Source organism: Pseudomonas lactis (assembly GCF_001439845.1).
In the GTDB taxonomy this organism is placed as follows: Bacteria; Pseudomonadota; Gammaproteobacteria; order Pseudomonadales; family Pseudomonadaceae; genus Aquipseudomonas; species Aquipseudomonas lactis.
This window is the reverse complement of record NZ_JYLO01000004.1, coordinates 358579-371265: the sequence shown is the minus strand read 5'-3', so window position 1 is coordinate 371265 and position 12687 is coordinate 358579. Positions and strand designations below refer to the sequence as shown.

Below are 12687 nucleotides of genomic sequence, written 5' to 3'. Positions count from 1 at the left end.
GCTCACAAGAGCCCAGCCGGCCTTTTGCTGTCTGCTAGAATCGGCCCACTTGATAGCTTGAGGTCCCCCATGAACGAGCCGATTCGCCTTACCCAGTACAGCCACGGTGCGGGTTGCGGTTGCAAGATTTCGCCCCAGGTGCTGGAAGTGATCCTTGCGGGCAGCGGTGCACAGAACCTCGACCCCAACCTGTGGGTGGGCAATGCCTCCCGCGACGATGCGGCGGTGTATGCCATCGACGACGAGCGCGGCGTGGTGTCCACCACGGACTTTTTCATGCCGATTGTCGACGACCCGTTCGACTTCGGCCGCATTGCCGCCACCAATGCCATCAGCGACATCTACGCCATGGGCGGCGACCCCCTGATGGCCATCGCCATTCTCGGTTGGCCGGTCAACGTGCTGGCGCCGGAGATTGCCCGCGAAGTGATTCGCGGCGGTCGGGCCGTGTGCGACGCAGCTGGCATCCCGCTTGCGGGCGGGCATTCCATTGACGCGCCGGAGCCGATCTTTGGCCTGGCCGTTACCGGGATCGTGCAAAAGCGCCACATGAAGCGCAACGACACTGCCACTGCCGGCTGCAAGTTGTACCTGACCAAGCCTTTGGGCATCGGCATCCTCACCACCGCCGAGAAGAAGGGCAAACTGCGCGAGGCGGATATCGGCCTGGCGCGTGACTGGATGTGCACCCTCAACAAGCCGGGCAGCCGTTTCGGCAAGTTGGCCGGTGTGACGGCCATGACCGATGTCACCGGTTTCGGCCTGCTCGGCCACCTGGTGGAAATGGCCGACGGCAGTGGCCTGACCGCCCGCATCGACTATGCAAAAGTCCCACGCTTGCCGGGGGTTGAGTATTACCTGGACCAGGGCTGTGTGCCGGGTGGCACCTTGCGCAACTTTGAAAGCTACGCCAGCAAACTGGGGCGTGTGCAGGAGCTGCACAAGCGCGTGCTGTGCGACCCGCAAACCAGCGGTGGCCTGCTGATCGCCGTTACCCCGCAAGGTGATGCCGAGTTCCACGCCGTGGCCGCCGAGCTGGGCCTGGCCCTTGAGCCTATCGGTGAACTGCTGGAGCGACAGACCAACGCGGTTGAGGTGATTTGATGGCGACGGACATCACCGATTACCGCGATATCTTCCTCAACGACCGGCCGATGATGGATACCCGCGCGCCGGTCGAATTCGCCAAGGGCGCGTTCCCCGGGGTGATTAACCTGCCGCTGATGACCGACGATGAGCGCCAGCGGGTCGGCACGTGTTACAAGCAGCAAGGCCAGCAAGCGGCAATCGTGCTGGGGCATGAACTGGTGTCGGGTGCAATCAAGGCCGAGCGCATCGAACAATGGGCGCAGTTTGCCCAGGCTAACCCCAATGGCTACCTGTACTGCTTTCGGGGCGGCCTGCGTTCACAGATCGTGCAGCAATGGTTGAAAACCGAAGCGGGCATCGAATACCCCCGCGTCGGCGGTGGCTACAAGGCCATGCGCACCTTCCTGCTGGAAACCCTGGAGCAGGCGACCGCCCAGTGTGATTTCGTACTGCTGGGCGGCATGACCGGCACCGGCAAGACCGAAGTGCTCGGCCAACTGCGCAATGCCCTGGACCTGGAAGGCCACGCCAACCATCGGGGCTCCAGCTTCGGCAAGCGTGCTACGGCGCAACCCTCCAATATCGACTTCGAAAACCGCCTGGCCGTGGATTTGTTGAAGAAGCGCGCAGGCGGTATCGAGCAGTTTGTGGTCGAGGACGAGAGCCGTATGATCGGCAGTTGTGCGCTGCCATTGCCATTGCACAAGGGGATGCAGACGTTTCCGATGGTGTGGCTGGAGGACAGCGTCGAAGGTCGCGTCGAGCGCATCCTGAAGGATTACGTCGTCGATCTGTGCGCCGAGTTCATTGACGTATGGGGTGACGCTGGGCAGGGGTTGTTCGCCGAACGCCTGACTCAGAGCCTGGCCAATATTCACAAGCGCCTGGGAGGTGAGCGTTTCCAACGGCTGCAGACGGTGTTACAGGATGCCCTGGCCGAACAGGCACGCAGCGGCGCGGTGGACCTGCACCGGGTATGGATTGAAGGCTTGCTGCGTGAGTATTACGACCCGATGTATGCGTTCCAGCGCGAGAGCAAGGGCGCGCGTATCGAGTTTGCCGGGGAGCAGGGGGCGGTGGTGGAGTATTTGCGCGAGCGGGCGACCCGGGTGGGGTGACCTTTCGGACGCCATCGCAGGCAAGCCAGCTCCCACCTTTTGAAGTGTGAATACATACAAAGGTGGGAGCTGGCTTGCCTGCGATGAGCATAGGTATCTACACAACTTTGTAGGCTGTAGCAGCCGACGGTAACCACGATGCGAAGCGAGACGCTCTTGATCTTGACCTGCTTTTGATCTTAGGCGCCCCGTTAAACCACGCTGGCGAATTACGGGCACACCGAGCCTGGGCGAGGTGCCGAGTGGTGGGGCAAGAGCGTTTTGCTTACTTTGGCCTGGGCCGGCATCCCGGCTTTTGCAAAGTGAGCCGCCGTCAGGGCGGAACCCTAAGTGGCCGTTACCGCAGGAATGGATATGTACACGGTCCAACTGTGTTGACTGTCAAGCCGTCTTCGCAGGCAAGCCAGCTCCCACAGTTGGATCGCGGTGCGTCAGTTAGATCAGCGTCGGCTGCCAGGCCGTCGCGGGAGCAAGCTCCCTCGCCACAGGTTTAGCGTCGTACCGAAGTTGTGTAGATACCTATGCTGCGATGAGGCCATCGGCCCCACTGAAACTCTAAAGAATCACCGCCCCAATCAACCCACACACCACCCCCACCAGCATGGTCAACCCGGCCACCGTCACCAGCACCCGCGCATCGAAATCCTTGCGCAGCATCAACAGCGACGGCAGGCTCACGCTCGGCAGGGTCATCAGCAAGGCCACGGCCGGGCCGGTGCCCATGCCCAGGGCCATCATGGTTTGTACGATGGGAATCTCTGCCGCTGTCGGAATCACAAACAGCGTGCCCACAATCGTCAGCGGCACCAGCCACACCAGGCTGTCGGCCATCGCCCCGTCCACATGAGGGAACAGCCAAACCCGTGCCGCGCCGAGGATCAGCACCGCCAGGATATACACCGGGATAGTGCTCCAGAACAGCTGCCACAGCGTGCGTAACCAGCGGCTCAGGAACGGTTGCGACTCCACTGTGCTGACGTCGGCAACGGCTTCCAGTGCGGCTTCCGGCACGTGGTCCGGGCGCGCAATACGCTGTGCCACCAGGGACACGCCCACCACCAGCACAATCCCCGCCACCAGCCGCAACGCGGTGAAACCCCAGCCCAGCACAAAGCCCATGAACACCAGGGTGGCCGGGTTCAATACCGGGTTGGCAATCCAGAACGCCAGCGCCGCGCCGACCGACACCTGCTGGCGGCGCATGCCCGCCGCCACCGGGGCCGCGCAGCAACTGCACATCATCCCCGGCAGGGCGAACAGCCCACCGCGCAGGGTCGAGCCCAGCCCGGCGCGGCCAAACAGGCGCAGCAGCCAGTCGCGGGGGATCAACACTTGCAGTAACGAGCCGAGGATCACCGCCAGTACGGCGGCTTTCCAGATGGCCAGGAAATACACCTGGGCATAGGCGAGAGCTGCCTCCAGGGGCGAGCTTTGCTGGTCATTGAGAATCGAGGCGCCAATGCTGTGGTTATCGGCCGCTACAAACGCCTTGAGGTAGTAGGGCGACCACTTCACATAGTAGAGGCCGATGCAGGCCACCAACAGAAATAGGGCAGGTTTGCACCAGAACGCCCAGCCGCGGCTGGGCTGGGTGGAAGCGAGGTTGGGCATGGAGAGGATCCGCAGGTGAGTCGATAGCCTGGCATCATACGCCCCTGCGGCCCAAGCTTCAGATATCTGCGCTGACCTGGGTCGGGTCCGGGCAGTTTTCCCCACCGTTATTCAGCCCTTGCTTATAGTTGCGACTGAGCAGCGAGGCCTTGCCGTTGTGCCAGGTCAGTGTCAGCACATACAAGGAGTCGTAGTCATTGCCCGACCAATCATCGGTAATGGTGTGTTTTTCGCCGGCTGCTTCGCTGGCGACTTTGTTGATCAGTTCCGGCAAGTAACCATGGGACCAGGCCGTATAGATCGTCGCGTTGCGGTACTTGTCCTCGACCAGTTCTTCGGCCAGGGCGCTGGTGTCATTCGCTGAAAATTCGATGTTCACCGGCAGGCCAAGCTTGATCGCGCTGGGGCTGATGGTGATCAAGGGGCGAATGTAGCTGTAGGAGTTATCCAGTTCGCCTTCCTCGACATTGCGCGTCGGGTTGGCAGCGAACACATAGTTGGCTTTGCCAAACTTTTCCGGCAACAGGGTCGCCAGGTTCATGGCGCGGTTCAGGCCCTGGCAATTGAGTTGGCCCAGGCCACCGGCCGGTTTTTCGCCATGGCGCAGGAATACCAGGGTTTGCACGCCATCGACCGGTTGCGCGCGGCTTTCACGGGCGTCCAGGGCGGTGACGATGGCGGCGCTGACCAGCAGCAGCGGCAATACCATATAGGAATAACGTTTGAGTTGTGGCACAAGGCGCAGAGGCTTGATCTTCATGATAGGTTCGAGTCTTCGTGCGTCGGGTTAAGGCGGACAAGCCCGGCCCCAGTGACGCATCAGCGTCCTGCGGTGTTCCCTGTCGATAGAGCAAAGCGCCTCCTTTCATTCTTCGGGCGCTCTTTAAGAGTGCATTCGGGCGCTTTGGTTCGCCCACGCGGGATTCTAGCCGGCAAATGTTGCGCAACGATGACCCATGCACGACGGCAGGCAGATGACTATCATGGGGACTTTCCGTCCAGGGGGTTCTCGATGAACGCACTCGCCGCTTTCCCGATCAACAGCAAATGGCCCGCCCAGCACCCAGAACGCCTGCAGCTGTATTCGCTACCCACGCCCAACGGCGTCAAGGTGTCGATCATGCTCGAAGAACTGGGCCTGCCTTACGAGGCGCACAAGGTCAGCTTCGACACCCAGGACCAATTGTCTCCCGAGTTCCTGTCCCTGAACCCCAACAACAAGATCCCTGCGATTATCGACCCCAACGGCCCGAGCGGGCAGCCGCTGGCACTGTTCGAATCCGGCGCGATCCTCGTTTACCTGGCGGAAAAGACCAGCCAGTTGCTCTCCGAAGACCCGGCCACCCGCTATGAAACCCTGCAATGGTTGATGTTCCAGATGGGCGGCATTGGCCCGATGTTTGGCCAACTGGGGTTCTTCAACAAATTCGCCGGCAAGGCGTATGAGGACAAGCGCCCGCGTGATCGCTACGCCGCCGAATCGCGGCGCTTGCTGGGCGTGCTCGAAAAGCGTCTGTTGGGCCGCACCTGGATCATGGGCGACGAGTACAGCATCGCCGACATTGCGACCTTTCCGTGGGTTCGCAACTTGATTGGGTTCTACGAGTCCGGTGATCTGGTAGGCATCACCGATTTCCCTAACGTACTGCGCGCGTTGGACGGCTTTGTCGCACGTCCTGCGGTGATCCGTGGCCTGAACATTCCGAGCTGAAGCATGTCGACTTTCGATTTTCAACAACTGGATGTATTCAGCAGCGTGCCGCTCAAAGGCAACCCCTTGGCCGTGGTGCTGGGGGCCGATAGCTTCACCGACCAGCAGATGGCGGACTTTGCCAATTGGACCAACCTCAGCGAAACCACGTTTTTACTGACGCCGCGCGACCCACGTGCTGACTATCGGGTAAGAATCTTCACCACCCTCAAAGAGCTGCCGTTCGCCGGGCATCCGACCTTGGGCAGTTGCCACGCCTGGTTGCAGGCTGGCGGCGTGCCACGTGGGGAGGAGATTATCCAGGAGTGCGAAATCGGCTTGGTGCGTATTCGTCGCCAGGGTGACCAACTGGCGTTTATCGCGCCGCCATTGTTGCGTGCAGGGCCCGTGGAGGCGCCGTTGCTGGAGCGCGTGCGCCTGGCTTTGAAGCTGGCGCCCGAGGCGATTGTGCGCAGCCAGTGGGTCGACAATGGTGCGGGTTGGCTGGCGGTGATGCTGGCTGATCGTGACGCGGTGCTTGCGTTGCAACCGGACTATGCGCAACTGCTGGGTCTGGCCGTAGGGGTGATCGCCCCCTGTGATCCGACGCGTGATGCGGTGGACGCGCACTTTGAAGTGCGCGCTTTTGTCGCTGGCGATGGCGCCGCCGAAGACCCGGCCACCGGCAGCTTGAATGCCGGCGTGGCCCAATGGCTGCTCGCCGAGGGCCTGGCGCCCAGCCGTTACGTGGTCAGCCAAGGCACGGCGATTGGGCGAGCGGGGCGTATTCATATCGAGCGCCAGGGCGATGAAATCTGGGTGGGCGGCGCCGTGGCGTTGTGCATCGAAGGGCGTCTACAGCTGTAGATCAATGAATTGTTACGCGCCTGGCAATACACTATTGGCCCCTCGGCGTTTGTGTTGCCAGGACTTGGGGGCATAAGCTTTCGCCCCAAAGTGTTCAGCCATTTTTCAGGATTGCCATGACCAGCCAGTTTCCCCAAGCCCGCCCACGTCGCCTGCGCCGCTCCCCGGAGCTGCGTGGCCTGTTCCAGGAAAGCGAGTTCACCCTCAACGACCTGGTATTGCCGATTTTTGTCGAAGAAGAAATCGACGATTTCGTGCCCATCACCAGCATGCCGGGTGTGTTGCGCATTCCTGAGAAAAAACTCGCCGGTGAGATCGAGCGTTACGCTCGCGCCGGCATCAAGTCGGTGATGACCTTCGGCGTGTCCCACCACCTCGACGCCAGCGGCAGCGACACCTGGAAAGAACGTGGCCTGGTTTCGCGCATGTCCTCGATCATCAAGGACGCCGTGCCGGAAATGATCGTGATGTCCGACACCTGTTTCTGCGAATACACCGACCACGGCCACTGCGGCGTGATGCACGGCGCCCATGTCGACAACGACGCGACCCTGGTCAACCTCGGCAAACAAGCCGTGGCCGCCGCCCGCGCTGGCGCCGACGTGATCGCTCCGTCCGCCGCGATGGACGGCCAGGTCCAGGCCATCCGCCGCGCCCTGGATGACGCCGGCTTCACCCACATCCCGATCATGGCCTACTCCACCAAATTCGCCTCGGCCCTCTACGGCCCCTTCCGCGAAGCCGGCGGCAGCGCGCTCAAGGGCGACCGCAAAAGCTACCAGATGAACCCGATGAACCGCCGCGAAGCCGTGCGCGAATCGCTGCTGGACGAACAGGAAGGCGCCGACGCGCTGATGGTCAAGCCAGCCGGGGCCTACCTCGACATCATCCGCGACATCCGCGAAGCCTCGCGCCTGCCGGTGGCGGCGTACCAGGTGAGCGGTGAGTACGCGATGATCAAGTTCGGCGCACAGGCTGGGGCGATTGATGAGGACCGGGTGGTGCGCGAGACGTTGGGGTCGATCAAGCGGGCGGGGGCGGATTTGATATTTACGTATTTTGCGATGGATTTGGCGTTGGCGGGGATTTAAGGGCGTCGCTGAACCTGTGGCGAGCGAGCTTGCTCGCGTGGGGCTGCCTAGCAGCCCCCGTAGCTGGTTACATCGATGTAGCTGAATGAGATCGGCGTACTGATGGATTTTATTTTTTAAGTAAATGCGTGTCGAATTTTTCCACTATATGGTGGAGCCATAACGGCCCTGATGCCCATTCATTTGGGTAGTAATAGAAACAGTACTGTTTGTGCAGCAAGTTTTCTTGGAACTCTGATTCGTTTGTGTAGGAGTCAATCAATTCTAGAATCTCATTCCTTACGGTGCAGATCACGTCTGTGGACGAGTCCATTAGAAAACTATCAATGACGTCGTCGGCGCAGGCGTGATCCTCTACCCAGTCTTGATTAAAGTAGGCGCCAAAAAATTGCTGAAGCTCAGTTAATGGTATGTTCATTTTTCTATTGGGTATCCTGTAAGTAAAAGGTAGCCATTTGGCATTTTTGGTTTTTTTATTAAAACCAGAATAAATTTATATACGGGGACTGACTCTGTGCTACCTCTTATAACGCTCAATCCCACAGGGCTGCTCGAGTGTTCTCTAATGATATGCTTGTCTTTTTTTCCTTTGAGAAATTTGGATATTTCGTGATGATGTGTGGATAAGCTTTCAGTAACGAGCGCTTCTGCTTCCTCTAAAGTTTTGAATGTGGACGCTGCTGGTATATTCGGTTCCCATTCAAGCCTTTCAGCTAACTGAATATCTGTCTGTCCTATATGTTTTTTGATTAAGTGCCCACCAGATTTTTCGTGTGCAACTAGTACGCCGTTGGATAATTTTTTTGTGTGGACTAAATCGAATTTTGAGCCAGGGCATACTCCAATCTTACAACTTAGTCCCAGCGGGTCTACCCAACCTGTCGGATTGGGCACATACCGGTACCCATTGATCCCCCCCGCCAACTTCACCGGGTCCGGTGTCAGGTAGCGACCAATATCCGGATTGTAGTAGCGATGGCGGTTGTAGTGCAGGCCGCTTTCCGCATCGAAATACTGCCCTTGAAAGCGCAGTGGATTGTCGATTTTGCCTACGTCGAGCCGGGCGATCTGGCCGTAGGCGCGGTAGTGGGCGGACCAGACGATTTCGCCGTCGGGGCTGGTCAGTTCCTGTGGGGTGCCGAGGTGGTCGAGTTGGTAGTGGTAGGGCGTTGTGGCGTGTGGGCCGAAGCCTTCCAGTAGCGCCAGTGGTCGGAAGCTGTCGGGTTCGTAGAGGTAACTGCGATGGCGCTCTGCATGGTGCTCGGCTATCAGCTTGTCGCCTTGCCAGAAAAACTCTGTGGTTTTGTCGTCCGCGGTTTTGCTGATGCGCCGCCCAAACGGGTCATAGCGATAGCTTGCGGTTTTGCCGTTCGGCTTTGTGATGTTGATTAACCGATGCTGGCAGTCGTAGCGATATTCGGTGATGAGTAGCTGGCCTTTGCTGCGCCGCTCACGAATCAAGTTGCCGAAGGCGTCGTAGTCGTAGTGGCGGTCGCCTTGGATCATCAGGCGGTTGGCCGCGACGATGTCCGGGCCGGGGCGGTCTTGCATCAGCAGGTTGCCGGCGGGGTTGTGGCCGAAGCGTTCCTGCACGTCTTGGGAGTGGTCGGCGCGGGTCAGGCGGGCGAGGGGGTCGTAGTGGTAAAGGTGTTCGCCTTTGCGGGTGTCGAGCAGGCGGGCGAGGTTGCCGGCTTTGTCGTAGTCGTATTGGCGCTGGTAGAGGTGGTTTTGTTGCTGCGTTACCGCGTGGGCGTGCAGGCGGTGTTGGTCGTCGTAGTGGTAGTGGCTGAGCAGTGGGCCTTGCTGGCGCTGATGTTCGCGGCCGTTCTTGAACAGATGTGAGGTGAGCACTTCACCGTTGAGTTCGACGGTGGCGAGGTGGCCGCCTTTGTCGTGGTTGAAGGTGAGGCGGTTGTTGTCTGGCAGGCACAGGTGTTGAAGCTGGCCGCAGGCGTCGTAGCGGTAGCGCAGGGTGCCCCAGCCTTGGTGTTCGGCGGTGAGGCGGTTTTGGCGGTCGTATTCGTAGGCCAACGCCCAGTGGCCGTCCTCGACGCTGAGGAGGTTGCCTTGGCGGTCGTAGGCATAGTCGACAACGCTGGCATCGGGCAGGGTTTTTCGTACGAGGCGCCCGGCGTGGTCGCGCTCGTAACGGGTGATTAGCTGACTGCCATCGTCGCCGTATTCGGTCTTTTCCAGCAGGTGGCCGTTGAGGTCGTAGGCGTAGGCGGTGCGCTGGCCGTCGAAGCCGGTTTCCTGGCGGATCAGGCCGTTGGGGTGGTAGTCGAGTTGGTAGGTTTCTCCGGCTTCGTTTCGATCTCGGTGAGCAGCAGTCGGGTGTTGTCGTAGCGGTATTTGACCTGGGTGCCGTCGGCGTTGAGGCGGCGGCTGATCAGGTGCAGGCCACCTTCGTATTCGTAGCGGGTGACGTGGCCGAGTTCGTCGCGTTCGGCGATGATTTTGCCGTAGGGGTTGTAGCTGAATTCGCGTGTGGCGCCGCCTGGCAAGACGAGGCGAATCAGCCTACCGACGCTGTCCCATTCATAGACTGTTTGCGCGCCGTGCTCATCCTCACGGGCGATTTGCCTTCCGAGGTCGTCATAGCGATAACGCTTGATCCCACCATTGGGCAATTGCTCCTCAAGCAACTGCCCCCGCTCGTTCCACACCAACCGATGACAACTGCTGTCGGGATACCAAACTCCAGTCAGTTGCCCCTGTTTGTTGTAGCTGTAGTCAGTAGCCTCTCCATCGGGATCGGTCCTACGCGTAACATCGCCTTGCTCATTACGCTCATATTTCCAGACCGCCTCCCCACGCCGAACAACCCGTACAAAATCGTTGTCATGCTCGTAGGACGTTGGCTCATCATCCCCCGGAAACAGCGCGACCAGGCGTCCGGCGTCGTCATACTGATAGGCCGTCACCGCGCCCATCGGATCTTGCTCGACGGTCAGCCGCCCCTGGTTGTCGTAGGATTTAAAGTGCGTGGCGCCGTCCGGATCAATCCTCTGCACCAGCCGCGCCCGCTGGTCATGGACATACACCTCCTGGCTACCATCGGCGTTATGCACCGTGACGCGCCCGTCATCCCCCCAGGCATAGCGCGTGTCCATTTGCGAAAAGCTCGCCCAATGCCGGACGCAGCGCGCCGCCTTGCCAGCGCGCTCCCATTCCCAAAAGAAACTCGCGCCACCGGCCAGTTGGCGTTCAAGAATGACGTGCTGATCGTCGTAGCGATAACGCTCGCTTTCCCCGACAGCGTTGGTCGCGCAAACCAGTCGTCCATCTTCGTCATAGGCGTAGGAAACAACGTTTTGCTCGGTGACCCACACGTAGGGCTCACGCCCTTTGGCGCGATGCACCTGATAGTCCACCGCGACGATGCGACCCAACTCATAACGCAGCAGCAACGAACGACCGGCGCCGTTATCCAGCCGCTCAATCCGCCCAGAACGATCCCGGCAAAGGCGCAGCCGGTTGTCACACGCATCGCTGATGGTTGTCAGCACACCGTCGCGAAAGTGGTAGAAACGCGACGCCTGGGCCAGCACCAGTTCATCAGGCGAGGCTCCCAAATAGATCGCCGCTTCTGCCAGACTATTGGTGATCGCGGGTCGAGCCGCTGTAGGCAAGGGCAGGGTAGTCGAGCGGTTCTCATGGTCAGTCCACACCACCAAATCGCCCGACACCACCAGCCGATGAGCCAGCGCATGACTCCAGCCAAACCCCAACCCACAATCGACTTCAACCGCACTGGTGCGGTACAGCCGCGTCCACTCAAACGGCAAAATCCCATCCAGCGCGCCATCGGTGAGGGTGAGCAATTCCTCGCCGGTAACCATCGACACCGGGCAACCGTGGGTAACGGTCTTGTCCGCTGGTGCCGCCGCATCCCCTTTGGGATTTGAAGCCACAGCCGGCACATCATCGACAGGCTCCTGACGAACCAACGTCGTGCGCTGGGTCTTGCCGCGCACCATCGGCACCGAATTCGAAACCAGCGTATCGCCCGCCTTCAACGGCGCAGCCGGCACTGCCTTGACCGGCGTCGCCGCACTGCTCAGCAACACCGGCTTGGCGACCTCCACATGGGTTTCCAGCCGAGGCCCCTCCACCTGCTTGGCCAGCAATTCCAACAACGCCCGCGCCCGCCCGGATTTGACGTGACTGAGCACACGAGCCCCCAATCGCACCACCACGCCCATCGCACCCAACACGCGAATCAGCAGCAGATTGATCAGCACCTCACCGGTGATTTCACCCCACAGTTCAGCCATCTCCGTAGGCGGGAGCATGCGCATCCAGCTGACCAGCGCCGACAGGTAGACAAACAGCAGCGGCTCATCACTGAGCACCAACAAGCCCTGGGCGATCGCGTCACTGCTCAGGGTCAGCAGTTCATCGAGCTCAGTTTGCGAAAGGTAGTGCAGCAGTTTTTCGCTGTTGGGCTTGAGGTCTGCCAGCAGCGCAGACAGCTCGCCAATGTTGTCCCAAAGGCTGTAAAGCGCCTTGCCCAACCCGCTGGCAAAAGCCGCTTCCAGCAGGCGGCGCCGCTCTAGCGGGCGGGCGTCTATGTAATTTTTCCACTGGGCTTGGAAGGTGTCGGTCCACTCTTTGCGCAGCCGGGCTTCCAGCGCGGCGATCACCGACTGGTAGGACGCATACAGCGCCTTGAAGTGATCCTGGGAAACGTTGGGGTAGAAACTCACCCGGTATTGCTGGTTGCGATCACACTCGGTGACTTCGAGGATGCCACTGGGGCCGATGGTCTTATGAATGGGCTCGCCCAGCGGGCCGCCGTTTGGATCAACGCGTTGCACCACCACCGGCGTGTTGCCGATGGGCACGAACCTGGTGCTCTGGAACATATGCACCAGGGTCAAGGTCCCTGTGGCCTGGCACGTGGCGACGGTGCTGCTGGGCAAGAGGGAACGATTGATCGGCGCGACCAGCGCGACGTCCTCCCCAACCTTGAACACCTGTTCGACGTCCAGCGCCGAGAAGCTCCAAAAGCTTTCGGCCCACTCGTCAAAGGTGTTCAAGCAATCGCGAAAGTCACGGAAGACGCCTTCAACGTCGACCGTTTCCGCGTTCATTGGCGTCAGCGCCAGCCTGCCAATGGCCGGGTTCAAGTGCCGGCCCCGTCAACCGCACGCGTCACGGAAAAAACCATCTGCACTCCCTCGCACTGTTTGATCAGGCGAGGGACTTTGCAGAGGTT

8 protein-coding genes and 1 pseudogene are annotated in these 12687 nt (G+C 60.3%); 5 read left to right on the top strand and 4 right to left on the bottom strand.

The annotated features are described in order from the left end of the window. Positions 1 to 69 precede the first annotated feature (69 nt). Both selD and mnmH read left to right on the top strand, forming a co-directional pair. Positions 70 to 1104, top strand: a complete 1035-nt coding sequence (selD, locus tag TX24_RS08615; protein ID WP_057710154.1) for a selenide, water dikinase SelD — start codon at positions 70 to 72, stop codon at positions 1102 to 1104. Continuing rightward, the gene (mnmH, locus tag TX24_RS08610; RefSeq protein ID WP_003190305.1) at positions 1104 to 2207 is read left to right on the top strand and encodes a tRNA 2-selenouridine(34) synthase MnmH; all 1104 of its coding nucleotides are present in this window, start codon (positions 1104 to 1106) and stop codon (positions 2205 to 2207) included. Before selD ends, mnmH begins: the two co-directional genes overlap by 1 nt. Positions 2208 to 2762: 555 nt before the next feature. Here mnmH and TX24_RS08605 read toward each other — a convergent pair. Together TX24_RS08605 and TX24_RS08600 are read right to left on the bottom strand one after the other, a co-directional pair. Continuing rightward, positions 2763 to 3818: a permease gene (locus tag TX24_RS08605; RefSeq protein ID WP_057710153.1), complete on the bottom strand. Its 1056-nt coding sequence runs from the start codon at positions 3816 to 3818 to the stop codon at positions 2763 to 2765. Between the two features lie 58 nt (positions 3819 to 3876). Further along, entirely contained in the window at positions 3877 to 4578 is a 702-nt protein-coding gene (locus TX24_RS08600; protein WP_034125794.1) for a hypothetical protein, read from the bottom strand. Positions 4579 to 4830: 252 nt separating this feature from the next. Between TX24_RS08600 and TX24_RS08595 the strand changes: the two genes are divergently transcribed. The 3 genes from TX24_RS08595 (at position 4831) to hemB (ending at position 7466) form a co-directional block, all read left to right on the top strand. After that, on the top strand, positions 4831 to 5529 hold the full coding sequence (locus TX24_RS08595; RefSeq protein ID WP_019817512.1) for a glutathione S-transferase N-terminal domain-containing protein: 699 nt from the start codon (positions 4831 to 4833) through the stop codon (positions 5527 to 5529). 3 nt (positions 5530 to 5532) lie between these two features. Further along, positions 5533 to 6375, top strand: coding sequence for a PhzF family phenazine biosynthesis protein (locus TX24_RS08590; protein WP_014717964.1), 843 nt, complete (start codon positions 5533 to 5535; stop codon positions 6373 to 6375). Positions 6376 to 6491: 116 nt separating this feature from the next. Beyond that, positions 6492 to 7466, top strand: coding sequence for a porphobilinogen synthase (gene hemB / locus TX24_RS08585; RefSeq protein WP_016977356.1), 975 nt, complete (start codon positions 6492 to 6494; stop codon positions 7464 to 7466). Positions 7467 to 7575: 109 nt separating this feature from the next. On the opposite strand, the gene TX24_RS32130 is transcribed toward hemB, so the two are convergent. Both TX24_RS32130 and TX24_RS08575 read right to left on the bottom strand, forming a co-directional pair. Then, positions 7576 to 7884 (bottom strand): contact-dependent growth inhibition system immunity protein, encoded by a 309-nt coding sequence (locus tag TX24_RS32130; RefSeq protein WP_032900519.1) that lies wholly within the window; start codon positions 7882 to 7884, stop codon positions 7576 to 7578. Then, a pseudogene (locus TX24_RS08575) lies at positions 7881 to 12562 on the bottom strand (RHS repeat-associated core domain-containing protein). The gene TX24_RS32130 and the pseudogene TX24_RS08575 overlap by 4 nt, the downstream one beginning before the upstream one ends. Positions 12563 to 12687: the final 125 nt, after the last annotated feature.